Source organism: Sphingobium fuliginis, from assembly GCF_004152845.1.
GTDB lineage: Bacteria > Pseudomonadota > Alphaproteobacteria > Sphingomonadales > Sphingomonadaceae > Sphingobium > Sphingobium fuliginis.
This window is the reverse complement of record NZ_SEON01000002.1, coordinates 407,470-434,032: the sequence shown is the minus strand read 5'-3', so window position 1 is coordinate 434,032 and position 26,563 is coordinate 407,470. Positions and strand designations below refer to the sequence as shown.

The 26,563-nt window shown below is 64.5% G+C and carries 22 protein-coding genes, 1 tRNA gene and 1 pseudogene; 7 read left to right on the top strand and 17 right to left on the bottom strand.

The window, feature by feature from the left end; translation table 11 throughout:
- Nucleotides 1–73: 73 nt before the first annotated feature.
- Together EWH10_RS06975 and EWH10_RS06970 are read left to right on the top strand one after the other, a co-directional pair.
- Nucleotides 74–745: a S24 family peptidase gene (locus tag EWH10_RS06975; protein WP_065847022.1), complete on the top strand. Its 672-nt coding sequence runs from the start codon at nt 74–76 to the stop codon at nt 743–745.
- 111 nt (nt 746–856) lie between these two features.
- Entirely contained in the window at nt 857–1,774 is a 918-nt protein-coding gene (locus tag EWH10_RS06970; protein WP_044663024.1) for an XdhC family protein, read from the top strand.
- Between the two features lie 203 nt (nt 1,775–1,977).
- Here EWH10_RS06970 and EWH10_RS06965 read toward each other — a convergent pair whose 3' ends face one another.
- The 4 genes from EWH10_RS06965 to EWH10_RS06950 are packed head-to-tail and all read right to left on the bottom strand — an operon-like array spanning nt 1,978 to nt 5,150.
- Nucleotides 1,978–2,163 carry a YbdD/YjiX family protein gene (locus EWH10_RS06965; RefSeq protein ID WP_044661514.1) on the bottom strand — a complete coding sequence of 62 codons (186 nt, stop codon included), beginning with the start codon at nt 2,161–2,163 and terminating at the stop codon, nt 1,978–1,980.
- Nucleotides 2,160–4,208 (bottom strand): carbon starvation CstA family protein, encoded by a 2,049-nt coding sequence (locus EWH10_RS06960; protein ID WP_044661515.1) that lies wholly within the window; start codon nt 4,206–4,208, stop codon nt 2,160–2,162. The genes EWH10_RS06965 and EWH10_RS06960 overlap by 4 nt, the downstream gene beginning before the upstream one ends.
- Before the next feature lie 52 nt (nt 4,209–4,260).
- A complete protein-coding gene (locus EWH10_RS06955) occupies nt 4,261–4,719 on the bottom strand; it encodes a DoxX family protein (protein ID WP_083199151.1) in 459 nt (152 codons plus the stop codon).
- The gene (locus EWH10_RS06950) at nt 4,716–5,150 is read right to left on the bottom strand and encodes a pyridoxamine 5'-phosphate oxidase family protein (protein WP_371873080.1); all 435 of its coding nucleotides are present in this window, start codon (nt 5,148–5,150) and stop codon (nt 4,716–4,718) included. The genes EWH10_RS06955 and EWH10_RS06950 overlap by 4 nt, the downstream gene beginning before the upstream one ends.
- A 128-nt stretch (nt 5,151–5,278) precedes the next feature.
- Here EWH10_RS06950 and EWH10_RS06945 point away from each other — a divergent pair, with 128 nt between their 5' ends.
- Nucleotides 5,279–5,833, top strand: coding sequence for a 2'-5' RNA ligase family protein (locus tag EWH10_RS06945; RefSeq protein ID WP_044663026.1), 555 nt, complete (start codon nt 5,279–5,281; stop codon nt 5,831–5,833).
- A gap of 35 nt (nt 5,834–5,868) precedes the next feature.
- On the opposite strand, the gene EWH10_RS06940 is transcribed toward EWH10_RS06945, so the two are convergent.
- From EWH10_RS06940 to EWH10_RS06900, 9 genes and pseudogenes are all read right to left on the bottom strand, one after another.
- Complete coding sequence (locus EWH10_RS06940; RefSeq protein ID WP_044661517.1) at nt 5,869–6,291, bottom strand: GFA family protein; 423 nt, start codon at nt 6,289–6,291, stop codon at nt 5,869–5,871.
- 10 nt (nt 6,292–6,301) lie between these two features.
- On the bottom strand, nt 6,302–6,949 hold the full coding sequence (yihA, locus tag EWH10_RS06935) for a ribosome biogenesis GTP-binding protein YihA/YsxC (RefSeq protein WP_025551804.1): 648 nt from the start codon (nt 6,947–6,949) through the stop codon (nt 6,302–6,304).
- 10 nt (nt 6,950–6,959) lie between these two features.
- Nucleotides 6,960–8,663, bottom strand: coding sequence for a membrane protein insertase YidC (gene yidC / locus EWH10_RS06930; protein ID WP_044661518.1), 1,704 nt, complete (start codon nt 8,661–8,663; stop codon nt 6,960–6,962).
- A gap of 33 nt (nt 8,664–8,696) precedes the next feature.
- Nucleotides 8,697–8,909: a membrane protein insertion efficiency factor YidD gene (gene yidD / locus EWH10_RS06925; RefSeq protein ID WP_025551802.1), complete on the bottom strand. Its 213-nt coding sequence runs from the start codon at nt 8,907–8,909 to the stop codon at nt 8,697–8,699.
- A gap of 104 nt (nt 8,910–9,013) precedes the next feature.
- Nucleotides 9,014–9,388, bottom strand: a pseudogene (gene rnpA, locus EWH10_RS06920) (ribonuclease P protein component); the annotation flags it as partial.
- 32 nt (nt 9,389–9,420) lie between these two features.
- Nucleotides 9,421–9,555, bottom strand: a complete 135-nt coding sequence (gene rpmH, locus EWH10_RS06915) for a 50S ribosomal protein L34 (RefSeq protein WP_007683189.1) — start codon at nt 9,553–9,555, stop codon at nt 9,421–9,423.
- Nucleotides 9,556–9,875: 320 nt separating this feature from the next.
- The gene (locus tag EWH10_RS06910) at nt 9,876–10,646 is read right to left on the bottom strand and encodes a DsbA family protein (RefSeq protein WP_044661519.1); all 771 of its coding nucleotides are present in this window, start codon (nt 10,644–10,646) and stop codon (nt 9,876–9,878) included.
- On the bottom strand, nt 10,643–11,995 hold the full coding sequence (locus EWH10_RS06905; RefSeq protein WP_044661520.1) for a M48 family metalloprotease: 1,353 nt from the start codon (nt 11,993–11,995) through the stop codon (nt 10,643–10,645). Before EWH10_RS06905 ends, EWH10_RS06910 begins: the two co-directional genes overlap by 4 nt.
- A 442-nt stretch (nt 11,996–12,437) precedes the next feature.
- Complete coding sequence (locus tag EWH10_RS06900) at nt 12,438–15,134, bottom strand: Rne/Rng family ribonuclease (protein WP_044661521.1); 2,697 nt, start codon at nt 15,132–15,134, stop codon at nt 12,438–12,440.
- Nucleotides 15,135–15,586: 452 nt separating this feature from the next.
- On the opposite strand from EWH10_RS06900, the gene EWH10_RS06890 reads away from it, so the two are divergent.
- Both EWH10_RS06890 and EWH10_RS06885 read left to right on the top strand, forming a co-directional pair.
- Nucleotides 15,587–16,585 (top strand): N-acetylmuramoyl-L-alanine amidase family protein, encoded by a 999-nt coding sequence (locus tag EWH10_RS06890; RefSeq protein WP_083199152.1) that lies wholly within the window; start codon nt 15,587–15,589, stop codon nt 16,583–16,585.
- Between the two features lie 146 nt (nt 16,586–16,731).
- Nucleotides 16,732–19,269, top strand: coding sequence for a penicillin-binding protein 1A (locus EWH10_RS06885; RefSeq protein WP_044663028.1), 2,538 nt, complete (start codon nt 16,732–16,734; stop codon nt 19,267–19,269).
- A gap of 188 nt (nt 19,270–19,457) precedes the next feature.
- Here the strand turns inward: EWH10_RS06885 and ald are convergent, their stop codons facing one another.
- Both ald and EWH10_RS06875 read right to left on the bottom strand, forming a co-directional pair.
- Entirely contained in the window at nt 19,458–20,573 is a 1,116-nt protein-coding gene (gene ald / locus EWH10_RS06880) for an alanine dehydrogenase (protein WP_025551745.1), read from the bottom strand.
- Nucleotides 20,574–20,663: 90 nt separating this feature from the next.
- On the bottom strand, nt 20,664–21,593 hold the full coding sequence (locus EWH10_RS06875) for a peptidylprolyl isomerase (RefSeq protein WP_083198966.1): 930 nt from the start codon (nt 21,591–21,593) through the stop codon (nt 20,664–20,666).
- Between the two features lie 52 nt (nt 21,594–21,645).
- On the opposite strand from EWH10_RS06875, the gene EWH10_RS06870 reads away from it, so the two are divergent.
- Nucleotides 21,646–21,736: transfer RNA gene (locus tag EWH10_RS06870), tRNA-Ser, on the top strand.
- A 182-nt stretch (nt 21,737–21,918) separates the two neighbouring features.
- Nucleotides 21,919–22,146, top strand: coding sequence for an Arm DNA-binding domain-containing protein (locus tag EWH10_RS22220; protein WP_083198967.1), 228 nt, complete (start codon nt 21,919–21,921; stop codon nt 22,144–22,146).
- 256 nt (nt 22,147–22,402) lie between these two features.
- Here the strand turns inward: EWH10_RS22220 and EWH10_RS06860 are convergent, their stop codons facing one another.
- Together EWH10_RS06860 and EWH10_RS06855 are read right to left on the bottom strand one after the other, a co-directional pair.
- On the bottom strand, nt 22,403–23,788 hold the full coding sequence (locus tag EWH10_RS06860) for a glycoside hydrolase family 43 protein (RefSeq protein WP_052628200.1): 1,386 nt from the start codon (nt 23,786–23,788) through the stop codon (nt 22,403–22,405).
- 342 nt (nt 23,789–24,130) lie between these two features.
- Entirely contained in the window at nt 24,131–26,443 is a 2,313-nt protein-coding gene (locus EWH10_RS06855; protein ID WP_130029863.1) for a glycoside hydrolase family 127 protein, read from the bottom strand.
- Nucleotides 26,444–26,563 lie beyond the last annotated feature (120 nt).

Below are 26,563 nucleotides of genomic sequence, written 5' to 3'. Positions count from 1 at the left end.
ATCCCTCAGGTGATTTTCATGTTGCCTAATTTCCTACTTGTCTAGGAAAATTCCTATCAGTAATGGATGAGATATGGTCGGTATTGGAGAAGATCCGCGCATGGTGCTGGAGCGGCTGATTGCCGAGCGGGGCGACAGCTATTCCGATCTTTCGCGCCTGTTGAACCGCAATCCCGCCTATATCCAGCAGTTCATAAAAAGGGGCACGCCGCGGAAGCTGGATGAGGAGGACCGGCGCATATTGGCCCGCTATTTCGGCGTGGCGGAGGAAATGCTGGGCGGGTCGGTCCCGCGCGGAACCCCGCCGGTCAGGGTGCGGTCGCTGCCTTCGGTGGTCAGCGTGCCGCGGCTTTCGCTGGGCGCTTCGGCTGGGCCGGGTTCGCTGGACGAGGATGAGCGGGCGGCCGGCCTGATGGCCTTCGACGCCAACTGGCTGCGTCATCTGGACGTTCGGCCGCAGAAAATATCGATCATCCGCGTCGATGGCGAATCCATGGCCCCCACGCTCAGCGATGGCGATGAGATCATGGTCAATCATGACGACGATGCGGGGCGGCTGCGCGACGGCGTCTATGTGCTGCGGCTCGACGGGGTGCTCATGGTAAAGCGCGTGGCCATGGGGCCGCGCAGGGGTTTTTTCTCCGTGCTCAGCGACAATCCCCATTATCCCGACTGGATCGACATCGATCCGGCGCTGGTCGTGATCGTGGGTCGGGTGGTATGGACAGGAAGACGGCTGGTTTAGGGCGGGTTTCGATGTGATTGAATCAGATCGCCGCTATAATCTCTTTATTGTCCGCGATTTCTTGACCAGCGATCGGTTCGATTGCTGGAAATCGCTCTGGGAGGCAGGCTTTTGAACGACAATGGCGCGGCCATCCGCAAGGCCACCGAATGGCGTGGGGCGCGGCTGGCGCTGGCGACGGTGGTGTCGACCTGGGGCTCCGCGCCCCGGCCGCGCGGCAGCCATATGATCGTGCATGAGGACGGCCGGTTCGAAGGCAGCATATCCGGCGGATGCGTCGAGACCGACGTGCTCCAGCGCGCGGCGGAGGTGATCGGGGGACGGCCGGCGAATCTGGAAACCTATGGCGTGGCCGATGGCGACGCCTGGGCGGTAGGCCTGCCCTGTGGCGGGGAAATCAGCGTGCTGGTCCAGCCGGTCAGCCCGGAAGGCTTCGACCCCGCATTGTTCGAGCGGATCGCGGCGGAAAGCGAGAAGGGCAGGGCGCTCACCCTGTCGACGGATCTTGCGACCGGCCTCACGCGGGAAGGGGCGGGGGAGGGGCAGTTCCACAACCGCTACGATCCGCCCCGCAGATTGCTGATCGTCGGTGCTGTGCAGATCGCCCAGTCGCTCAGCGCACTGGCGCGGGCAATCGGCGTCACTCCCGTCGTCATCGATCCGCGCGGCCGTTTCCTGACGGAGGAGCGCTTCCCTGGCGTCGAACTGGACGACCGCTGGCCGGACGAAGCGGTTGCGGCCCGTTTTCCCGGCGAATCCACCGCGGTCGTGACGCTCAGCCACGACATCAAGATCGATGATCCCGCCTTGGCGGCGGCGCTGCGTGGGCCGACGGGCTACATCGCCGCGCTGGGATCGCGCAAAAGCCATGCGGCGCGATTGGAACGGCTGGCTGCTCTGGGCTTTTCGGCGGAAGAACTGGCGCGCATAGACGGCCCCGCCGGCCTCGACATAGGGGCGATAGGCGCGGCGGAAATCGCCCTCTCCATCGCAGCCGGCATGGTCGCGGGCTTCAACGCCAAGCGCTAGAGACAATCGACATTCAGAAGATGACGAGCCGAGCCGAAGACCACCGAAGGTAAAATGGTGGTTTTCCGTGACCCGGAGCGCAGCCTACTCAAAGTAGGAGAGCACCGGAAGCACGGAAAAGCGTCATTTGCAGGCCGTCAGGGCTGAATGTCGATTGGCTCTAAGCCAAGCCTCCCCATCGACGAAGGGGAGGGCGGCCAGCCCTAGCAGCACTTCCCCCCATTCCTGCCCCCATAACGCGACTCCTGCCGCTCCCGGAAGAAGGCTGTCCGGTCCATCGGCGCACGCTCGGGATGATGCGCCCGCATATGGCGCAGATAGGCGTCATAATCCGGCACCCCGACCATCATATGCGCCATCTGCCGCAGCCGGTGGAGGAAGATGCTCATTCCGCCGGGACCAGTTGCGCCGGAATTTCCCGTGCGGTCGGCGCCGCCACCTTCCGCGCGGCGAGGCAGGTGCGGATGGTGAACAGCAGCACCGCCAACACCACGAACAGGAAGACCGCGACCAGCGCCGCGTCGATCCGGTCGTTGAAGATGATCTGCCGCATCTCCGCCATCGACTTGGCGGGGACCAGCACCTCGCCATCGCCCGCCGCGGCGCTGAACCGGGCGGCATGCGCCAGGAAACCGACCTTCGCATCGGCGGAAAACAGCTTGAGGAAGCCCGCCGACAGGGTGCAGATCAGCAGCCAGGCGGTCGGGATCAGCGTCACCCAGGCGAAGCGGTCCCGCTTCATCCGGAACAGCACCGCCGTTCCCAGCATCAGTGCGATGGCCGCCAGCATCTGGTTGGAAATGCCGAACACCGGCCAGAGCGTGTTCACCCCGCCCAGCGGATCGGTCACGCCCTGATAGAGGAAGAAGCCCCAGGCCGCGACGGTCAGCGCCGTTGCGATGACCCCGGGAGCCATGCTCTTGCTGTCCTTGAAGGCGGGCACCGCCAGCGCGATCAGATCCTGCAACATGAAGCGTCCGGCGCGCGTCCCCGCATCCACGGCTGTCAGGATGAACAATGCCTCGAACAGGATCGCGAAATGATACCAGAAGGCCTTCATCGCCGGCCCGCCCATGATATGGGAGAATATCTCCGCCATCGCCACCGCCAGCGTCGGCGCCCCACCCGCGCGGGAGATGATGCTGTGCTCGCCCACATCCTTCGCGGTCTGCAGGATCAGATCGGGCGAGATGGGGAAGCCCATGGCCGTCACCGCCGCCGCCGCGCTGCCCGCGTCCTTGCCGATCACCGCCGCAGGGCTGTTCATCGTGAAATAGATGCCCGGATCGAGGATCGACGCGCCCACCAGCGCCATGATCGCCACGAACGCCTCCATCAGCATCGCGCCATAGCCGATCATCGGCGCATGGGCTTCGCTGGCGATCAGCTTGGGCGTGGTGCCGCTGGCGATCAGGGCATGGAAGCCCGAAACCGCCCCGCAGGCGATGGTGATGAACAGGAAGGGGAACAATCCGCCCGACCAGACCGGCCCGTTGCCGTTCACGAACTGGGTCACGGCATGCATTTTGAGCGGCGGCGCCATGATGACGATGCCGATCGCCAGCGCCGCGATCGCCCCGATCTTGAGGAAGGTCGACAGATAATCGCGCGGCGCCAGCAACAGCCACACCGGCAATACCGACGCTACCGCGCCATAGCCGATCAAGATCCAGCAAAGCTGCACCGGCGTGAAGGTGAAGGCCGGCCCCCAGACCGGCGAAGCGGCGATGTTCTGCCCATAGACGATGGCGGCGAGCAGCCCGACCAGTCCCAGCAGCGACACTTCCCCGATGCGCCCCGGCCTGATCCAGCGCGTATAGGCGCCCATGGCCATCGCCAGCGGCACCGTCGCCGCCACGGTGAACATGCCCCAGGGGCTTTCCGCCAGCGCCTTCACCACGATCAGCGCCAGCACGGCGAGGATGATGACCATGATCATGAAGGCGCCGAACAGCGCGATGGTCCCGGCAACCTGCCCCATTTCCATGCGGATCAGCTCGCCCAGCGACTTGCCGTCGCGGCGCATGGAGATGAAGAGGACCATGAAGTCCTGCACCGCGCCCGCCAGCACCACGCCCGCAATGATCCAGAGCGTTCCGGGCAGATAGCCCATCTGCGCCGCCAGCACCGGTCCCACCAGCGGGCCCGCGCCCGCAATGGCGGCGAAATGATGCCCGAACAGCACCGTCCGGTCGGTCGCCACATAGTCGAGGCCATCGGCCCGCCGGATCGCGGGCGTGGGCCGCGACGGGTCGAGCCGCATCACATTTCGCGCGATGTAGAGCCCATAATAGCGATAGGCGACGAGGAAGCTGCTGACCGCCGCCACCACGATCCACAGCGCATTGACCGCCTCGCCGCGGGATACAGCCACCACCGACAGCGCCACCGCGCCCATAATCGCTATCATTATCCAGGGAATATGCCGGGTCATCGCTCTCTGATCGCTTGTTCGTTGGAAAGTGCGCACAGTAGAGCCGCAATCTTCAAAGACAATCATCTTGTCCGGAAACCGGACTGCGCGCCCGCTGCCGTTTGAACGGCCAGTCCGTTGCTCCGCCTGCCCAGAGCGCCCACCATATGATCACCGGCTGCGCAGCCAGGCGCGGCCCGTGATACCACCAGCTCAGATGCACGCCGCCAAGCGGAATGTCGTTCAGGGCATGGTGGAAATTGGCTGGCCACACGCACAGGGCGTAGAGCGCGAGAGCCATGCCCGCCGCCCTGCGCAGCGGCGTCAGCATCAGGCCGATGGCGCCGGCGATCTCGGCCACGCCGGTCAGCGCGATCGTCATATGGGGTGCGGGAACCCAGTCAGGCGTGATCGCGACGAAGCCGCTGGGCCGGGTCAGGTGCAGGGTTCCGGCCAGGCCGAAAGCCAAGGCCAGGACCGTTTGCGCGACCCGTCTCCCTCTGCCGTGCGGCCTCGCGCCGTCGCGAATCATCCAAGCTCCAGTTCAGCCTCATTCTCGCCGTCCCAGATATGGGCGCGCTGCGCCTGGACCTTTATCATGACAAGGCCGGGCGTGTCCGGCCCTTCCTCGAACCAGTCCTGCAACTGGCTGTTCCAATGCGCGCGGAACGCATCGCGATCGCGGATCAGGTCGGCGCGGCCCTCCACGGCGATGAACAGCGGGTTCTGCTTGAGCAACCCGGTACGCCCCTGAAAGGACAGGCCGACGCGCGGATCGCGTTCGATGTCCTTCACCATCAGCGTGTCTTCCGTGGTGAAATAAAAGCTGTCGCCGCCATAGGCGACATCCTGGTTGTTGCTCATCGGCCTTGCGCCGATCTGGCCGCCGTCGGCATGGGTCGACAGCATCGCGAAATCGATGTCCTTCATCTTCTCCGCCAGACTGTCGAGCGTCAATTGCATCATAGTCACTCTCCTTGTCCCCTATCGCGCAAACGCATGAAATCAGGGGCGGCTCCACCGGATTCGCCTTGGGAAGGAAAAGAACATATCATGAACATGATCGACCGATTCGCATGGAGCGAAATGTCATGGAAAACCAGCCCGGCAAGACCCTCTTCCGCCTGTTCTTCGCCCTGAAGCCCACATTGCTGATCGCCCGCCAGACGGATCATTTCGCGGAGGCCATCGCCGGCGGCGCCCGGCGCATCGCCGTGGATCACCAGCATGTGACGCTGGCGATCACCTGCGATTATGTCGAATATCCCTATGCGGTGATCAAGGCGCTGATGCGCGCCGGGACAGGCGTGATGGCGGAACCGTTCGACCTGCGGCTGGACCGGCTCAGCATCGGCAACCGGTCCGCCGCCCTGCGTCCGTCCCATAGCGTGCCGCTGCTCGGCACGCTTCAGAAGCAGATCGCGGCGGGCATGAAAGGCGCGGGGGTGATGCTGCGTCCCGGCTGGAGCTTCAGCCCGCACCAGACGCTGTTCTACCGCGACGGTCCGCCGGAACAGCGTCGGGTCGATGGCTTTGGCTGGCATGTCGACCGGTTCATGCTGATATGCAGCCATGTCGGGCGCACGCATCATGAGACCCTGGCCACCTGGACTCTGAAAGGAAGTGGGCAGTACAGCCTTTTCTAGCCGCTTCGGCTCCCGCGAGGAAAGCCTGCCGGGGATCAGCCGGAACTTGCGTCCTGGCCGATGATCCGGGGCGCCCGCACATAGCCGAAGTCGCCCGTGCCCGACCAGGACCGCCCGTCAGGATAGCGCAGTTCGATTCCCGCCAGATCGCGTTCGTCGGCCAGGCGCATGTTGACGCCCATCATGCCGTTTCCGAACCGGGATACCGCGCTGGCGGATAGGGTGAAATGGGTGGTCGATCCGCATCGACCGCAAAACTGGATCTCCGCCGCCGGATCGTCCTTGTCCTCCCGGCAATAGCTTTGCGTGGCGCCCTCGACACGCACCTCGCGGGGGTCGAGATAGGCCCAGTGCGCGCCCGTTTTGCTGCACAGCGTGCAGTTGCATGCATTGATGAACGCCGGGCGTTTCTCGATCGTCAGGCCGATCCGACCGCAGAGGCAGGTGATCCTCACCATCGGCCGGGCCTCACCCTTGGGTCACGCTTTCCAGCACGGCGGCGCGCAATTCGGGAAGTCCCATGCCCTTTTCGCTCGACGTCGCGATGATGTCCGGATGCGCGGCGGGCCGTTTGCGGATCGCCTCGGCCACGGCCTCGTGGACTTCCGCAAGATGGCTGGCCTTCACCTTGTCCGCCTTGGTCAGGACGATGCGATAGCTGACCGCCGCAGCGTCCAGCATGTCGAGGATGTCGGTATCGACATCCTTGATGCCGTGGCGGCTATCGATCAGCACCAGCGTGCGCTTCAGCTTCGCCCGCCCGCGCAGATAGTCGTTCACCAGAAACCGCCATTTGCGCACCATGTCCTTGGGCGCGCGGGCATAGCCATAGCCCGGCATGTCGACCAGCCGGAAGCGCAACGGGTCGCCCACGTCGAAGAAATTCAGCTCCTGCGTCCGCCCCGGCGTATTGGACGTGCGGGCAAGGCCGTTGCGGTTCGTCAGCGCATTCAGCAACGATGATTTGCCGACATTGGACCGCCCCGCAAATGCCACCTCGTTCACCGCCATGTCTGGCAGGAATTTGAGGTCGGGCGCGGATTTGAGGAAGGCGATGGGGCCGGCAAAGACCTTGCGCGCTTCCTCGATCAATTCAGCCTGTTCCTGTTCGGTCAACGCCCCGGCCTTATTTCGCGGTCGCTGCGCTGAGTTGCGGGTGGCGCTTGTAGAGCCACCATTGCTGCAACATCGACAGGCAGTTGTTGGTGATCCAGTAAACCAGCAGGCCCGCCGCGAAGGGCGCCATGATGAACATCATCATCCACGGCATGATCGCGAACACCTGCTGCTGCATCGGGTCCATCTGCGCCGGGTTCAGCTTGAACTGGAAGTACATGCTGATGCCCAGCAGCAGCGCCAGCACGCCGATCCCCAGGAAGGCGGGCGGGGTGAAGGGCAACAGGCCGAACAGGTTGACGATGTGCAGCGGATCGGGCGCGCTCAGATCCTTGATCCACAACACGAAGGGCTGGTGGCGCATTTCGATGGTGAGCTGCAGCACCTTGTAGAGCGCGAAGAAGATCGGGATCTGGATGAAGATCGGCAGACAGCCCGCGAGCGGATTCACCTTCTCGCGCTTGTAGAGCTCCATCATCTCCTGCTGGAGCTTGGGCTTGTCGTCCTTATATTTCTCCTGCAGCGCCTTCATCTTGGGCTGCACCGCGCGCATCGCCGCCATGCTGGCGAACTGGCGCTGGGCGACGGGGAACATCAGGCCGCGCACCACGAAGGTCAGGCAGATGATCGCCACGCCGAAATTGCCGATATGCTCGAACAGCCAGTGGAGCAGGGCGAAGATCGGCTTTTCGAACCAGTAGAACCAGCCCCAGTCGATCGCCCGGTCGAACAGCGGAACGCCGGCGTCTTGATAGGCTTCCAGCGTCTTCACCTCCTTGGCGCCGACGAACAGCCGGTTGGTCTGCGTCACTGCCTTGCCCGGCGCGACCATGATGGGGGCCAGCGACACGTCGGTCTGGAACTGCGTGCCGGCACCTTTACGCATCTGGCCGGTGAAGGCGGCCTTCTGGTCGGGAATCAGGGCGGAGAGCCAATATTTGTCGGTGAAGCCGATCCAGCCGCCGGTCGACTGGAAGCTCTGCGTCGCCGGACCCTTTTCCAGATCCTTGTAGTTCACGTCATAATTGGCCGCGCCGTTGAACACCCCCATCGGGCCGACATGGATCGTCCAGGTGTCGGGATCGGCCGAGGGAGTCGCCCGGCTGACATAGCCGTAGCTCTTGACGCCCACCGCGCCGGCGCCGCTGTTCGACACCTTCTGCTGCGCGGTGATCATGTAATTTTCGTCGATGGAATAGCGGATCTCGAAGGTCTGGCCCGCGCCATTGTTCCACGTCAGCGTGACCGGGCTGGACGGGGTCAGTTCCTTGGCCGACGCCGTCCACAGCGTGCTGCCGTCCGGGGTCTTCACCCCTTCGCCCTGCCAGCCGAAGCCGGCGAAATAGGCGTGCCGGGTGCCGCTGGGGCTGTAGAGGCGAATGGCCGGCGACGCCTTGGCGATCGTTTCCTTGTAGGTCGGCAGCACGATGTCGTCGATGCGCGCGCCCTTCAGGTTGATCGATCCGGTGATCTTGGGCGTGCGGATGGGCACGCGCGGGCTGTCCTTCAGCGCCAGCGCCAGGTCGCGGACCGCAGCGGACCCTTCCGCCGCGGGGGCGGCGCCGGACGGGGTGAGCGGCGTGGTCTTGCCGCCCTCGATCTTCGTGGCCGGCGGATTGGCGGCGGGGAAGAAATATTTGGCGACATAGGGCCAGCCGAACAGGATCGCCGCGGTCAGCAGCACCGCCAGGATGATATTCTTCTTGTCGTCCACGCTTGTCGGCTCCGCCGTATCTCGAAATTCGTATCAGGGGACCGGATCGTAACCCGAACCGCCCCATGGGTGGCATCGCATTAGCCGCTTCGTGGCCAGCCAGCTACCCTTCACCGCACCATATTTGCCGATCGCCTGAATCGCATATTCGGAACAGGAGGGCGCATAGCGGCAGGAAGGAGGCAAAATGCGCGAAGGCCCAAGCTGCCAGAAGCGCGCGATCAGGATGAAAAGGCGGGCGATCACGGCCTGTCCCTGCCATGTCTGCCCCTGCCATGTTCCTGCGAGGGCGGGAAGCCCGTTCCGCCGCTGCCTTCCGTCGCGACCCCGGGTTCCTGCCTGCGCAGGGGTGCCGTGTCTTTCGGAGGGGAAGGCCGCCCCTTCCTGCGCGGCGCCTCATCAACAGGCCGGCTCATCACCTTGCCCAGCGCCTTTTCCAGCTCCCGGCGAAGCAGGCCGAAGTCGCGCTCGATCCCCTCGGCGCGCCCGATCAGCACATGATCCGCTCCGGCTATGCCATGCGCCGGCAACAGATCCCGCGCCAGAACGCGAAAGCGGCGCTTCATCCGGTTGCGGATGACAGCGCCGCCAATCTTTTTCGTGACCGTGATGCCGTACCGCATCGCCGGATCGCCGTCGCCGCGTTCGCGCACCAACAGGACAAAGCCTGGCATGGGCGCGCGCCGCCCGCGATTCGCCGCCAGAAAATCAGCGCGCCGGGTCATGACCGCAGGCGCGCGCTCAAGCGGCGCGTCGTTCAGGCGCTCAGGCTCTTGCGGCCGCGTGCACGACGAGCGCGCAGCACGTTGCGGCCGCCGGGGGTCGCCATGCGAGCGCGGAAACCGTGACGGCGCTTCCGAACCAGATTGCTCGGCTGATAGGTGCGCTTCATCGTTCATTCCTCAAAAAACTAAAAGAATCGGGCGTGACAAAAAAGGGCCGCCGGGCGGGCGGCCGCATGTCAGGGGGCGTCCGATAGGCAAAAGGGAGAGGCGAGTCAATGGCGGAGGAGAAGGTCGTGATGGTTTCGAGGACGGTTCAGCGCGATGTCGGATTCCGGTCGAGCGCTGCCGTCCGTGGATCATCATACCGTGGGAACCTGGCTCTCATGAGCCGCCTGTCTCATTCGAGTGCTTCGCAGGAGCACGGTGCGCTTCATGGGGTGCGCTTCAAGGAAAGCGGAAGGTCAGCAAACCGCGCGGAAGCCGCCGCTTACTTCCCCCGCGCCGACGCCACCGCGGCCTTCAGGGCGTCATAGCCCACGGCCCCATTCAGCACCTGACCCCCGATAACGAAGGTCGGCGTGCCGCTTGCCTGCAGTTTCTGCGCCAGCCCGATATTGGACTGGATCTCCGCATCATATCTGCCCCCCGCGATCGCCGCCTGCGCCGCCTTCGCGTCGATCCCGACCTTCGCCGCCGCCGCGAGGATCGTCTCATGCGTTACCTTGCCCGCTGCATAGAGCGCCCGGTGGAAGGGCATATACTGGTTCTTCTCCGCCGCCAGCAGCGACACCTTCGCGGCATCGATGCTCTCGTCGGACAGGATCGGCAGTTCGCGATAGACGACCTTCACCCTCTTGTCCTCACCCACCAGCCTGGCGAGATCGGGCAGCGACGCCCGGCAATAGCCGCAGGCATAGTCGAAAAATTCGACCACGGTCACATCGCCATTGGCGGCCCCTTCCCACGCGCCGGCATAGGGGGTCTCGATCGTCTTGCGACTGGCGTCGATCATGCCCGACATCCGCTTCGCCTGCAGCTTCTCGACCGCCTGCGGGATGATCTCGGGATGTTCCAGGATATAGTCGTGCACGATCTGCTCGATGGCGGCCTTGTCTCCGGCGTCGACGCGGCCCGTGCTCTGGGTGCCGAGCGCCGCGCCCGTCGCGGTGGCGGCGATGAAGGCGAAAACGCCAAGGGTCATCATGATGGTCCTGTTGGAAAGCGCTGCGCGAAAGCTGGGCCGCCTTTGATCTGTCATCGTTTCTTTCGCTTCTGCTCGACGGCTGCGCGGGAAACCATGGCGATATCCTGCGCGCGCAGATAGTCAACCGTGCCCGGCTTCAATCCCTGCATCGCGGCGTCGGCGCTGCGCAGCGCCATCTGATCCTCGCCCATCATCGAATAGCGTTCCGCCGTCGCCAGCGCGGCACGGGGTAGGTCGCCGCGATGTTCATAGACCACGCCCAACTGGTACCAGGCGAAGGGATTTTCCCGGTCCCGCGCAATGGCGTTGCGCAGCACCTTCTCCGCCTCCGCGAAATTCGCGTCATTTTCCGTCGCGATCAGCGCATGGCCCAGCAGCGTGGCGATCAGCGGCTGGTTGGTGAGCTGCACGGCCTCCCGCAGCGGCGGGATGGCGTCGGCGGGCTTGCCGCTTTCCAGCAGCACCTGCCCCTTCAGTTCCAGAAAATAGGGATCGTGCGGCGCGGCGGCCAGCAGGGCGTCGACCTCCGCCAGCGCCTTGTCCGGATAGGCGCTCTTGTGCCAGGCATAGGCGCGGGCATAATGCGCCGGCAGCGACTGGTCGCTTTCGGGATATTTGAGCAGGGTCTGGCTGGGTTCCGACACGAAGCCCACCAGCTTCGCCTTGATCCTTTCGAACCGCGCCTCCAGCTTCGGGTCCATCGGCTTGTCCCAGGCGGGATCGACCGTATAGACTTCCCGCAGCACATTGATGCGCTCGCCTGAAAGGGGGTGGGTGCGGCCGTAACTGTCGTCCTGCGGAATGGCGAGGCGATATTCCTGGTTCTGCAGCTTCTTGAAGAATTCCAGGCTGCCCTTGCCCGAAACCCCCGCCTTGCTGAGATAGCGCGCGCCGGCAAGGTCGGCGGAGCTTTCCTGCGCCCGCGAAAAGGCCAGGAACTTGCCCATCGCCGCCTGCTGCCCCATGCCCAATATGCCCATGCCCGCTTCCGCGCCGCCCGCCGCGATCGCCGCCGCGCCCAGCACCAGGCTGAGCAGGGTGATGCCGGTCGCCTCCTTCATCCCCTCCCCGTAACGGATGACATGGCCGCCCTCGATATGGCCGAGTTCATGCGCGACCACGCCCTGCACCTGGTTCACATTGTCGGCGGCCGCGATCAGCCCGCTATGCACCCAGACATATTGGCCGCCCGCCACGAAGGCGTTAATATTGGGATCGTTGATGACCAGCACCTGGACATTGCGCGGCTCCATGCCGGCCGCCTCGACCAGCGGCGCTGACATGTCGGCCATGAACGCCTCTGTCTCCGCGTCCCGCAGGATCTGCTGCGCCGCGGCCGGGCGCGACAAAAGGGCGAGCGATGCGGCGGCGATGGCCGCGAAACGAAGCCAGCGCGCGGTCATGCGAGGATGGTTCGGCGTGCAGGGGCGGTGCGGGGCAGGGGAAAAGGCTCCATCGCTGACTGTCAATGCCGTCCAGGGGATGAACGGCAACTGAAAGGCGTTATGTAGCCCATAAAGCGGCAGGTCCAATAGGGGCTTTGGCGGGAAGCGAACACCCACTTTATCCCTCTCCCTGGAGGGAGAGGGCTGCGCAGACTTGGCAGCTTGCTGCCTAGTCGTAGCTGGGTAAGGGGGGTGCGATCCAAGGATCGCGTGGGCCGCAGGCCCGCTCCCCTCTCATCCAGATCAGCCCCGGCTCCTTCGTCGCCAAAGCTTCCCATCTCCCTCCATGAAGAAAGAAGGTCCTGAAATAGCTGCAAAATCCCGCCGGGGGAAAATGAAAACGCCGCCGTCCGGCCGCCCGAAGCGGCAAGACAGCGGCGTCTTTCCATCGCCTGTCGGCTTACTGGCCGAAGGTGCGCTGCCACCAGCCGCGGCGCGGCGCGCCATCGTCACCTTCGTCTGCCGCTTCGGCTTCTCCGTTCACGATGAGCGTCTCCGCAGCCTCATCGGATGGAACGGCCTCGACGGGCGTTTCAACGGATGACGCGGTCTCGGCGGCAACGGCTTCCTCGACCACCGGATCGGCCTTCTTGCGACGCGTGCGCTTGGGCTTGGCCGGCGCCTCTTCGGCGGCGGGCGCTGCCGGTGCAGCCTCGGCAGCAGCGGCTTCCTCCGCTACCGGATCGGCCTTCTTGCGGCGCGTGCGCTTGGGCTTGGCCGGCGCCTCTTCGGCGGCGGCGGCTTCCGGCACGGCTTCGACGGGCGTTTCCACAGGAGCTTCGACCGCAACGGCTTCCACCGCTTCGGCGGCAGGCGCGGCGCTTTCCTTCGCCTTGCGTGCACGGGGGCGGCGGCGGGTCTTGGGCGCTTCTTCCTCGGCAGGGGCTTCGGGCGTTGCTTCCGCCACGGGCTCCTGAACGACTTCGGCCTCGACGGCTTCCTCGCTTGCAACCGAGCCTTCGCTCACCGCTTCCTCGCCGGCTTCGCGGCGGCGGCGTCCGCCCCGGCGGCCCCGACGGCCACGGCGACGGCCTTCGCCCTCCGCTTCGGCGGCGGCTTCGGCCAGAACAGCCTCGGTCTCGCCCTCGATCTCGGCTTCCTCTTCAGCGCTGTCGGCGTCCTCGCCAGCCTCGCCTTGGGTCTCCGACTCGGCGCGATGCTCGTCGCGCTGACCGCCGCGACGGCGACGACGGCGGCGACGGCGACGGCCGCCTCCTTCCCGATCATCACCGCGATCCTCGCCCCGCTCGGCGCGTTCCTCCTGCGCGGCGTCGACTTCCTCGATCTCTTCCTCGTCCAGTTCCTCGATGACGTCGAGATCGTCATCCTCTTCCGCGATCGGAGTATAGTCCACCACCCGCTCCGGACGCGGCCCGCTGGCCTCGACCGACATGCGCGCGCCTTCGACCTCGCCATCGGGCAGGATCGCGATGCGCACGCCATAGCGCTGCTCGATCTCGTCCAGCTCCCGGCGCTTGTTGTTGAGCACGTAGAAGGCCGCTTCCTGGCTCGCCCGCAGCGTGATCAGGCTGCCGCGACCGCGCGCCGCCTCCTCTTCCAGCATGCGCAGCGCGCTGAGGCCGGCCGACGAAGCGGTGCGGACCAGCCCCGTGCCTTCGCAATGCGGGCACTGGCGGGTCGATGCTTCCAGCACGCCGGTGCGCAGCCGCTGGCGGCTCATTTCCATGAGGCCGAAGCCGGAGATCCGGCCGACCTGGATACGGGCGCGATCGTCCTTCAGCGCCTCCTTCATCGCCTTCTCGACCTTGCGGATGTTGGAGTTCATCTCCATGTCGATGAAGTCGATGACGACCAGGCCCGCCATGTCGCGCAGGCGCAACTGACGTGCAATCTCCCGCGCCGCTTCCAGATTGGTGGCGACAGCGGTCTGCTCGATGCCATGCTCGCGGGTCGACCGGCCCGAGTTGATGTCGATCGAAACCAGCGCCTCGGTCGGATTGATGACCAGATAGCCGCCGGACTTGAGCTGAACGACGGGATTGTACATCGCCGCGAGCTGGTCCTCGACGCTGGCGCGCTGGAACAGCGACACCGCGTCGGCATATTGCTTCACCCGGCGCGCATGGCTGGGCATCAGCAGCTTCATGAAGTCCTTGGCCGCCTTATAGCCATATTCGCCCTCGACGATGACCTCTTCAATATCCTTGTTGTAGATGTCGCGGATCGCCCGCTTGATGAGGTCGCTGTCATTGTGGATCAGCGCGGGCGCGTCCGACTTCAGCGTCTTCTCGCGGATTTCGTCCCACAGGCGCGCCAGATAGTCGAAGTCGCGCTTGATCTCCGGCTTGGTGCGCTGGAGGCCCGCGGTGCGGACGATGCAGCCCATGGTGGAGGGCAGGTTCATCTCCGCGATGATCGACTTCAGCCGCTTGCGGTCGGCGGCGTTCGAAATCTTGCGCGAAATGCCCCCGCCATGGCTGGTGTTGGGCATCAGCACGCAATAACGGCCGGCAAGCGACAGGTAAGTGGTCAGCGCCGCACCCTTGTTGCCGCGCTCCTCCTTGACGACCTGCACCAGCAGCACCTGGCGGCGCTTGATGACGTCCTGAATCTTGTAGCGGCGGCGCAGCGCCATGCGCTTGCGGCGCAGTTCGTCGGCGGCATCGTCGCCCTTGCCGCGACGGCCGCGGCCCCTGCCGTTATCGCCGCCATTGCCGTTCTCGGCCGTTTCCTCGCCATGATCCTCATCGTCATGATGATGGGTGGCCTCGACGACTTCCAGCCCGCCGTCGGCGGCGACATCCTCGTCATCCTCGACCTCGGCGCGCAGCGCGGCCTCTTCCTCCGCATGGGCGCGTTCCTCGCGCAGCAGCGCTTCGCGGTCCTCGCGGGGGATCTGATAATAGTCGGGGTGGATTTCGCTGAAAGCCAGGAAACCGTGCCGATTGCCGCCATAATCGACGAAGGCCGCCTGCAACGACGGTTCTACGCGAGTGACCTTGGCGAGGTAGATATTGCCCTTGAGCTGCTTGTGCTCGGCCGATTCGAAGTCGAACTCCTCGATCCGGTTACCTTTGACGACCGCGACCCGGGTTTCTTCCCGGTGGCGCGCATCGATCAGCATACGCATTGTCATTTATTGTTCTCCGGCGCTGGCGGCCGACGGCACTGGGCCGGGCTGCCGCGCGATAGTAAGGGGGCGGCGCGAGTTGCTGCATCGCCCGGTTTGGCATGGAAAATTGCGTGTCTGCTGCCGGGGCAGGGCCGGACCATGTGCCGGACACCACCAACCACGCCGCATCGCCCGGGATCGGGTTCAGCGTGGATTGGAAATCATGCCTCATGCAGCGTCAACCTGTTCGTGCATCGGTTCCGGGCGTTGCCGCCCGCCGGTGCCATCGTGAATATCCCCGAAAGAACGTCGCCCGAAAAGGCGCGTCTCCAAGGAATGTGAATGGGTAGCAGTCAAAATGGCAAGGAGCAACGGCTCCTGGAAATATTGTTTCGCGTCGCGCCACTTCGACCCGAATGGCGCCAGGCGGTTTATCGCCCCTTGTGTGAAGATGGTGTTAAGCCTGCCGTTCGGCAATGCTTGACGCATCATTCGGTTGTCGTTCGCCTGCGCGCATGAAATTGCGCTGGACGGCGACGGGCCGCGCGGTGCACAAGCGGCGCATGCTCCAAAGTCTTGCGCTCGCAAGCATGATCCTTTCGGCCGTCCCCACTTCCGCCGACCCGCTCCATGGCGACCGGGCGAGCATGCGCTTCGACGCGCCCGCGCATATGGCGCCCCGTCCGGCGAAGCGCCTGCACAGCATCACCGTTCCCATCCCGCCGGTGGCGCGCGGCGTTTCCTTGCCCCCGGTGGAGGGACCGCGCGACGCATCCCGCCCGCTGGTCGTGATCGATGCCGGCCATGGGGGCCATGATCCGGGCGCCGTGAACCGCGACAATGGCGAGCGCGAGAAGGACGTGACGCTCGCCATCGCGCTGGCGATCCGCGACCAACTGGCGCGCTCGGGCCGCGTCCGCGTCGCGCTGACCCGCAATGACGACCGGTTCCTGGTGCTGCAGGAGCGCTACGGCATCGCGCGCCAGCTCAATGCGGACCTGTTCATCTCCATCCACGCCGATTCGGCCGATGACGACCAGGCGCGCGGCGCGACCGTCTACACCTTGTCCGAAACCGCATCCGACCGCGAGGCGGCCCGGCTGGCGGCGCGAGAAAACAAGGCGGATGTGTTGAACGGCGTCAATTTGGGTGGCCAGCCCAGCGATGTCTCTTCGATCCTCATCGACCTGACGCAGCGGGAATCGATGAACCTTTCGGTGGCCTTCGCCCGGCTGCTCCAGCGCGAGGCGGCGCCCTATGTGCCGTTTCGCGGCACGGCGCACCGCTTCGCCTCGCTGATGGTGCTGAAGGCGCCCGACACGCCGTCGGTGCTGTTCGAGGCCGGCTATCTCTCCAACAGCGCCGACGCGGCTTTCCTGGCGTCGAAGGCAGGCCAAGCCAACATCGCCAAAGGCGTCGCCCGCGCGATCGAAGTGCATTTCGCCCGCAGGCTGGCGGTCGGTAACGGCGGTTAGGCCCGTCCTTGCCGTCTTGCCGTCATGCTGAAACAGGTTCGGCAAGACGCTTGGGCAATCAGGACCGGGCCGCCAACGCAGTCCGGCCTCACATGGGCATTCCACTCTGGCGCTTCCCCCATTTTGACCTTACAGCCTCGACCATCATGGAAGAGGCACGCCCCAAATACGCCGCATCGTCCTTTGCTCAGCGCCTGCGCCGCGGCGCGAGCGGCTTTGGGGAACGCCTCCGGCCCCATTGGGACAAGCGCTGGTTCCGCTGGATCGCGATCGGTTTCGGCGGTCTCCTCCTCGCCTATGCGCTGTTCTGGCTGGTCTTCGCGCGCGGGCTGCCCGATGCGGCGACGCTGCTGGAATATGAACCGCCCCTGCCGACCATCGTGCGCGACACCAACGGACAGCCGGTCCACAGCTATGCCCGCGAACGGCGCGTGCAGCTCCAGTATAGCGACTATCCGCCGCTCCTCATCCGCGCCTATCTTTCGGCGGAGGACAAGACCTTCTTCGAGCATCATGGCGTCGACATCCCCGGCTTCATCGGCGCGGTTTTCGATTATGCGACCAAGATCGGGTCGGGCCAGCGCGCCCGCGGCGGCTCCACCATCACCCAGCAGGTGGCGAAGAACCTGCTGATCGGCGACGAATATTCCCCCACCCGCAAGGTGAAGGAAATGATCCTCGCCTATCGCATGGAGGGGGTGCTTTCGAAGCAGCAGATACTGGAACTCTACCTCAACCAGATATTCCTCGGCCGCAACGCCTATGGCGTGCAGGCGGCGGCGCGCGCCTATTTCGACAAGGATGTGGCCGACCTCAAGCTGCATGAGATGGCCTATCTGGCGATCCTGCCCAAGGGGCCCGCCAATTATCGCCCGGAAAGCCCGACCGGCCACGAACGCGCACTCGAACGCCGCGACTGGGCGCTGGGCGAAATGTACAAAAATGGCTGGATCACGGAGGCGCAGCGGAACGAGGCGCAGGCCCAGCCGCTCGGCACCGTGGCCGCGCACGGCTCCAGCTTCGACGCCCGCGCCGGCGGCTATTATATGGAGGAGGTGCGCCGCCGCCTGATCCAGCTTTTCGGGGAGAAGGCGGAGGATGGCCCCAACAGCGTCTATGCCGGCGGCCTTTGGGTCCGCAGCCCCTATGATCCGAAGATACAGGATCTGACGACGACGGCGTTGCGCAACGGGCTGTTGCGCTTCGACGCGGGCAAGGGATGGTCCGGGCCGGTCGCTAGGATCGACATGGATCGCGGCTGGAAGCGCGAGCTGGCGGCGAGCTATATCGACGTGGACTATGCCGGATGGCGCGTCGCCGTGATCGTCAGCCGGGATTCCTCCGCGGCGCAGATCGGCTTTTCCGATGGATCGACCGGCACGCTGCCCGCGGGCGCCGCGCAACTGCCCTATCGCAAGACGGGCAGCCCGGCCTTCGCCGCGATGAAGCCCGGCGACCTGATCGTGGTGGCGCGCAACGGACCGAGCTGGGCGCTGCGCAACGTGCCCGAAGTCTCCGGCGGCATGGTGGTGGAGGAAACCCATTCAGGCCGCGTCCGCGCCATGCAGGGCGGCTTCGACAACCGTCTCTCCTCCTACAACCGAGCCACGCAGGCGATGCGCCAGCCGGGATCGACCATCAAGCCCTTCGTCTATGCCGCCGCGCTGGACAATGGCATGACCCCGGCCTCGATCATCGTCGATGGTCCCTTATGCGTCTATCAGGGCGCGGGCCTCGGCCAGAAATGCTTCCGCAACTTCACCGGCGGCAGCGCCGGGCCGCAGACCATGCGCTGGGGCGTCGAACAGTCGCGCAACCTGATGACCGTGCGCGCCGCCAGCCAGACCGGCATGGACCGTGTCGTGCGCACCATCAAGGCGATGGGGATCGGGGATTACCAGCCCTATCTCTCCTTCGCGCTGGGCGCGGGCGAAACCACGGTGGAGCGGATGGTGAACGCCTATGCCATGCTCGCCAATCAGGGACGGCAACTCAGCCCCAAGCTGATGGACTATGTGCAGGACCGGCGCGGCAAGGTGATCTGGCCGCTGCGCTGGCGCGCCTGCGACGGCTGCAACATGGCCAATTGGGATGGCAAGCCCATGCCCCGCTTCGGCTTCGAGGGGCGGCAGGTGATGAATCCCATGACCGCCTATCAGGTCGTGCACATCGCCGAAGGCGTGATCCAGCGCGGCACCGCCACCGTGCTGGCGGACCTCAAGCGCCCGCTGTTCGGCAAGACCGGCACCACCAACGGCCCGACCAATGTCTGGTTCGTCGGCGGATCGCCGGACATCGTCGCGGGCGTCTATATCGGCTATGACCAGCCGCGCAGCCTGGGCGGCTGGGCGCAGGGCGGCCGCGTCGCCGCCCCGATCTGGAAGGCGGCGATGACGCCGGTCCTCGAAACCATGCCCAAAACGCCCTTCATCGCGCCGGCCGGCATCCGCATGGTCACGATCGACCGCCGCTCGGGCAAGCGCGTCTATGGCGTCTGGCCGACCGACGAACCCAAGCCCGCCGTGATCTGGGAAGCGTTCAAGCCCGAATCCGAACCCCGCCGCTCGATCCGCAAGGAAGAGGTCGCCGCCCAGGACAAGGCCGCCGCCCGCATCGAAGCGACTGTCCAGCGCCGCCAGCGCACCGACAGCGACTTCCTGCAGGACCAGGGCGGGATTTACTGACAGGGCAGGGGGGGGGGGTGGTCGCCTCCCTCCCTTTCCTTTGACCACGACATGCTGCCGCCAGGGCAGGAGCCGAGTCCTGCCGTCAGTGGAACGCCGCATCGCCTGAACCGGGCTCTCATGAGTGCCTTCGCAGGAGCGCTTTGTGCTTAATGCAGCCACTGTCGAACAGAGCGCCGCCTCAGCCCCTATCCGATCGCCTGTTCCGCCGGGATGTAGGGCAGTCCCAGCGCCTCCGCCACGGCCCGATAGGTGATCTGCCCGTTCCACACGTTCAGCCCGGCGAGCAGATGCGGGTCCGCCCGCAGCGCTTCGTTCCATCCCAGGTCGGCGATTCGCAGCGCATGGGGCAGGGTCACGTTGTTGAGCGCATAGGTGCTGGTCCGCGCCACGGCGCCGGGCATGTTGGCGACGCAATAATGAACGATGCCCTCGACGATATAGGTGGGGTCGTCATGGGTGGTGGGGTGGCTGGTCTCGAAGCAGCCGCCCTGGTCGATCGCCACGTCCACCAGCACCGCGCCCTTCTTCATGGTCTTCAGCATGTCCGCCGACACCAGCTTGGGCGCGGCGGCGCCGGGGATCAGCACGGCGCCGATCACCAGGTCCGCCTCCGCCACGCATTCGGCCAGATTGGCGCGGTTGGAAAAGCGCGTCTTCGCCCGCGCCTCGAAATGAATGCCCAGCCGCTCCAGCACTTCCGGGCTGCGGTCGAGGATGGTGACGTCCGCGCCCAGACCCGCCGCCATCTGCGCCGCGTTGAAGCCGACCACGCCGCCGCCGATCACAGCCACCTTCGCGGGCAACACGCCGGGCACGCCGCCCAGCAGCACGCCTCGCCCGCCATGCGCCTTTTCCAGCGCGGTCGCGCCGGCCTGGATCGCCATGCGTCCGGCAACCTGGCTCATGGGCTTCAGCAGCGGCAGCCCGCCATGAGCGTCCGTCACGGTTTCATAGGCGATGCCGATCGCCCCCGACGCCATCAACTCCCGCGCCTGGTCGGGATCGGGCGCCAGGTGAAGATAGGTGTAGAGGATCTGGCCGGGGCGCAGCAGGGCGCGCTCCTCCGGCTGGGGTTCCTTGACCTTCACGATCATCTCCGCCGTCGCGAAGATGCCGGCCGGATCGTCGACGATCTCCGCACCCGCGCGGGCGTAGAGGCCGTCATGCGCGCCGATCCCCTCCCCCGCGCCGCTTTCCACCAGCACGCGGTGGCCGTGGGCGGTCAGCTCATGCACGCTCTCCGGCGTCAGGCCGACGCGATATTCGTGATTCTTGATCTCCCTGACGGTGCCTACGATCATGACCATCCTCTCCATCCTTGCCGGCGAAGCTGTAATGTCCGTCAGATAGGCATCGTTCCGGCAATTTGCCCGTTGCGGCGGAATGAGCGTTCAGGGCGCCTCCCGCACCGGCACCGGCGCGTTGCAGAGGTCGACGCCGCCTGCGGGCCGCTCGTAGAAATCGTCCTTCCGGTTCGCCCGCAGGCGAAGGTAATCGGCAAAGCTCCGCGAGCCGACGTCCATCACCTGATAGCGTGGCCGCTGCGATTCCGGCAGGTCGCTGGCGAGGCGGACGGAGAGGATCGGCAGGCGCTTCTCCCCCGCGGCATAGAAGCCGAGATCGCCGGAGCCGCGCGGCAGGCTGGCGAGCAGGTCCATGCCTTCGATCACCCGGCCGACGACCGCGATATTGCGGTCGAGCTGGCGCGGGGCCTGGCCGATCACGGCATAAAGCTCGGCGCCGGTTCCCGTGTCCGGGGAAAGGTTCCGCGCCACGCCGACCATGGCATAGCAATGGGGCAGCCAGGCCGACGCCTCGTCGATCGCGACCGGCCAGCCATTGATGAAGCCGGTGCGCGGGGCATAGGCGTCCGGATAGGGCAAGGGTGTCACGGGCGTCTTGAGGGCTGCGAGGGGGCGGGCATAATCCGCCCTGATGTCCGTGGCGATGCCGATGGGCAGGGCTTTCTTCTCGGTCACATCGCCCCATTGGGCGACATAATTGTCCTGCACGCGGTAGACGCTTTCGCCATCCCACCAGCCCGCGCGGGCGAGTGCGCGGATATTGGCGACGTGGGCGGGCGCGAAATCGGGCGCGAGCTGGATGACGACGCGCTTGTCGCCCTCGACCGTCATGACCAGCAGCGTATCGGCCGCGATGGCCTGCCATGCGCTGGCGGGCGCCTGTGCGACGATGGCGGACGGGGTGGCTGGCGCATCGGCGGCAAGCGCCGGGGAAGGCAGGAAAAGCGCGGCCAGGAAAGGGAAGGGACGGATTTGCATGCTGCAATCAAGCATGGGAGGGAAAGGAAAGTAAAGCATCCCCTTGCCTAGCGCGCCGACGCACGATAGGGAGCCGCCTCCAGTGCAATGCGGAGCGGTGGCCGAGTGGTCGAAGGCGCTCGCCTGGAAAGTGAGTATACGTCAAAAGCGTATCGAGGGTTCGAATCCCTCCCGCTCCGCCATTTACCCATCCCTCAGTGTTCATAGTCAACCGCCAAAAGACGCGGTTTTCTGCGGCTTTTCAGGCCGTATGTATCCATCGGTGTCCGTTGATATTCGCCCACAGCCTCGCTAGAATGTGGGGAGGGATGTGGGGAGAAATCCAAGTGTGGGGAAGCGTCCCCACATTGTGTGGGGAACTGACATGGGCAAGCTGACCGCCAATGAAGTCAAAGCCGCACTGGGCAAGCCCGGAACCTATAGTGACGGGGACGGCCTTTTCCTAAAAGTAAGTCGCACTGGCGGTGCAAGCTGGCTTCTGCGTGTCCCGCCGAAGGGCACGGTTTTCCGCGGAAAATCTGGCTTTCAGAGGCCGTCACGTCCGCAACTATTCACCCACAGCCTCGATAAAATGTGGTGGAAAGTGTGGTAGATTTCAGGGGGTGTGGTGGGATGTGCCCTGGCGAGGTGAAGCATGGGAAATTGACGGCCAATGAGGTGAAGGCCGACCTGGGCCTCATGGCCAACCGGCTGGAGGCTGACATAGCCTCGCACGGCGTCATATTATATCGCCTGACGTCGGCGGCCTGACTATGTGTTTGATCCCATGGTTGAAGCAAATGACTGGGGTGTGTCTCTCGCTTACGGGAAGAGACGGCCAGCTCAAATGTCTGGCCGTCCCCCTGTCGTTATTGGACAAACCGCCAGTGATCGAAGTCGAATAGCGACCTGTCGCCGCTGCCCTTGAAAAGCAGGTACAAATCATGGGTGCCGATTGCACCCGCTATGCTTGTCTGGCGTTCCTGCCAAACGCCAGGCGCGCCGGTTTCGCCGATCGGCAGAGTGCCGATCACTGGCCCGTCAGTACGGTCCAAACGCAGCTCTATCATCGAACCCGGCAGGCCGTTGGCGACGGTGGCAATGAACCATTTGGCGCCAGCGGAACCAAAGTCCACACCAGCGACCTTGATGTAGCTGCGATTCTTGGTCGTGGTCACGAAGATACCGGATTTCGCATCCCCCGCAGTCGTTACGCCCGGAGCCCAATCATATGGCCGGTCCTGATCGCGCTTGAGACGCGAGGTCCAGGCTATCGTCTCTGCTTCAACGCGCTTGTAAGGATTCAGCGCCTCAAGTTGAGGTGCGCTGGTTCTGTCCCACCAGTGCAAGTTGGGGATCGTGCCGTCTGGATTGTAATTGAATTTGGCGACCGCCACCGAGCGCCGCTCGTGATGCATCGGCGTCATCGCGAAGTTCAGTTCATAGTTAAAGCCGAACAGGTACGATCCGCCCTTGTAGTCGATGATGCCAGGATGGTTGCCGGTCGCGCGCGCGTCGTGAGCCATGATCGGCCCTTTATAGGTCCATGGGCCCGTCGGCCTGTCGCTCATTGCGTAGCCAATCCCTTCCGAGCAGCAGGTGGAGGCGAAGGCCATGTAGTAGCGGTTTTTCCGCTTATAGAACCAAGGTCCTTCCTGATAATCCAGGATCCGATCGACCTTGGTGATCTGACCTGAATAGGAAATCATGTCCTTGTTGAGCTTGACGTAATACAGGTCAGGATTGCCCCAGTAAAGATAGGCTTGACCGTCGTCGTCGATCCAAACGGTCGGATCGATATTGTCATTGGCCGGAGCGATCAAAGGCTTGCCCAACACATCGACGAAGGGCCCCTCGGGCTTGTCGGCGACCGCCACTGCAATGACATTCTTGGGCCGCCCCGCGATACTGATCGGAGCGTAGAGGTAGAATTTTCCATCTCTGGCGATGACTTGCGGGGCCCAGGCGTCGTTGCTCTGCACCGCCCACGGAAAAGTCTTCAAGGAGGCGACGGTTCCCCGATCGGTCCAGTTCACCATGTCCGTCGAGCTGTAGAGCTGCCAGTCGAGCATCTTGAAACCGGTTGCGTCATCCTCATCATGACTGGTGTAGAGATAGACCACGCCATCATGCACAAGGGGGGCAGGGTCGGCCGTGAAACGCGTCTGGACGATGGGATTCTGCGCGCGAGCCAGCGACGGCACAGCCAGGGCACACAGAATTGCAGTCGCCGCCCCGATACCAATTCCGTTCATTGAAATCCCTTCGATTTTCAAACTGGATAGTCGACGCGAGTTCTGCCTCTTGAACTCTGCTGTGTCGTACGCTCGAGCATATGTCGCATTTCGAGCTAGAGCGTTTTCCAAGCAGATGGAATCATCTGCTGACTCGGAAAACGCGACAAAACAAAAACTTAGAGCAGTCGAGCCTATGCAATCGGATCGGAATCGGCTCTAGGGTGTGTGGGGATTCAGCCCATGGCGGGCTGCAAATGGCGGCTTTCTGCGCTTCCAGTGCTCACGTACTTTGAGTACGCTGCGCGCTGGTTCTCGAAAGCCACCATTTTCGCTCCACCCTGAACTGAATCCCCACACACCCTAGACCGATTTGAGCCGCATGGTGCGGGCCGTATAGACCTCGACGCCCTGCCACTTGTCCGATTCGAAGCGGACGCGAATCTTCGACTTACCCTGCGTCATTTTCGTCGGCAGCGCATAGGTCTGCACGTTGCGGGCGCTAGTACTCTCCCCCGGCAAGCGTTCGCGCACCAGTTGCTCGCTATCGATCATGATCCGAAAATCCTTGTCGCGCTGCCTGCCGCCATAAGCGACCTGAAGCGCGAGCGGGCCGGGCGCGACGGCCAGGTCAAATTCGAAGAACCCGACATTCACGTTCCGGCTGCGGTCGGCGACGTGGGAAACGGGCGCCGACTGACCGCTGTCCGCAAAGGCGTGATCCACCTCCGGCTGTTGCTCCCCCAGCCGGATCACGTCGATCGTGCGCGCGGCCAAGTCCGCCCGGTCTTTCGAGGCTTGGGTCCACGCGGCTTCCTGGGTCGGCCATTCCGCCACGTCGAAGCGTCGGAAATAGACGGCGGTGCGGTTCTCATGCTGCGCAAAAAAGGGGCGTAGCGTCAGGTCGCCCGGCTTGCCCTGTTCGCCCAGGCGATAGTGATGCAGTCCGGCAGCCGCCACCAGCACCGGTTCGGCGCGGTCGGTAACGATGGCGGGGTCGAGGCCGTCCCAAGCTCCCTTGCCAGGCCCCATATCACCAGCCAGGACGAGCGGCCCGCTGACGAACGCCACCAGCTTGGCATCATCGGGCATCGATTCGACCCGTACCGGCATGGGCAGCGACAGTTCAATCCGGTCCCCCGCCTTCAGTCCGGTCAGCATCAGATAGCCGCCATCCCGGACGCCCGCAGTCTTGCCGTTCACCTTCAACAACGGGTCGGCGCACCAGCCCGGCACGCGCAGCGCGAGCCTTTTCGGCGCATTCGTCACCGCAATCCGCACCATATTGCCCAGCGGAAATTCGGTATCCATGTCGAGTTTCGCTTCGGGCGCGTTCAGCGTGGAGGCGTAATAGAGGTTGATCGCAACCGCATCGCCGCGCTTCCAATAGATACTTTCGCCATGCTTCGAATGGCTCTCCATACCCGAGCCGACACAGCACCAGAAATCCTCGGTGGGGCTGGAATGCACCCGTCCCATTCCCGGTGCCAGCGCGGTGAAATAGGTGAACATGCCCGTCTTCGGGTCTTGCTGGCTCATGATATGGTTGAGGTGCGCGCGCTCGTAGAAATCGAAATAGCTGGCCTCGCCACTCCAACTGTACAGATGCCGCGTCAGGCGCAGCATGTTGTAGCTGTTGCACGCCTCGCACGTCTGTTGGTCGAGCCGTTGGGCAAGCTGGCGCGGCAGGCCGAAATGCTCGTGATCCGAGTTGCCGCCGATGACGTAGCTGTGGTCGCGCGTGACCGTGGTCCAAAAGAACTGTGCGACTTTCGCGCGGTCCGCGTTGCCCGTCAGTTCATGCAGTCGCGCCTCGCCGATGATCTTCGGAATCTGGGTATTGGCGTGCTTGCCGGCGAGTTCATCACGCCCGGCCTGAAGCGGATCGACGATCGCGTGATGCCGCATCCGTTCCGACAGGGTCAGCCAGCGGCGATTGCCGGTGCGCTTGTAGAGTTCGGCATATGATTCGGTCAGCCCGCCATGCTCGGTGCGCAGGATGTCTTGGACCTGCGTATCGCTCAACCCCTCTAGGATTTTGCCCAGATAGTCGCCCAGCCCGATCGCCACGGTCAAGCCGTCCTTGATCCCCGCATGCTGATGCGCGTCCAGCGCGCCTGCCATGATCTTGTGATAGGTGTACAAGGGGACCCATCCGTCGTTCAGGCTGAACCCGGTCGAGCGGATTTCGCCCCTGCGCAGTTCCTCATACACGACCTTGCCATCGACGGTCTTGCCGTCGCGATCGACCGTGGTGCCGCCAGCATAGCCGTCCCCGTGCCTGGCTTGGATCGCCTTGAGTTGGCCGACGATATAAGCGGCGCGGTCGCGGAATTGCGGGTCGCCCGTCTGGGCGTGGATCAGCGACACCGCGCTCATATAATGGCCCAGCGAATGGCCCGCGATCCCGCGCGATTCCCACCCCCCATAGACCTTACCCCTAGTCGGCAATCCGGCGCCGGCGTGGAAATTATGCAGCAGCCGGTCGGCGTCGAGCGACAGGAGATAGCGCGCGTTCGCCCGGACCGACGTCAGGAAGATCGAAGGCTTCAACCTGACCTGCGACAGGGAAAAGGGTGTCGCGATCGACGTCGCAGCCGGCGCGGCCCATGTGAATCGCGGCAGGGCCCCAAACGCGATTCCAGCCCCCAGCGTACTGCGACGCGTCCAGCTCATGTAAATCTCCCAATCAGATGCCCAAGAGCACCCTATCGAACCAATTTGTCGGAGTAAACTATGAATCTTATCGGAGTAAATGTCGAGGTCCAGGCGCCACCTCGGTTCGACATGGACCGT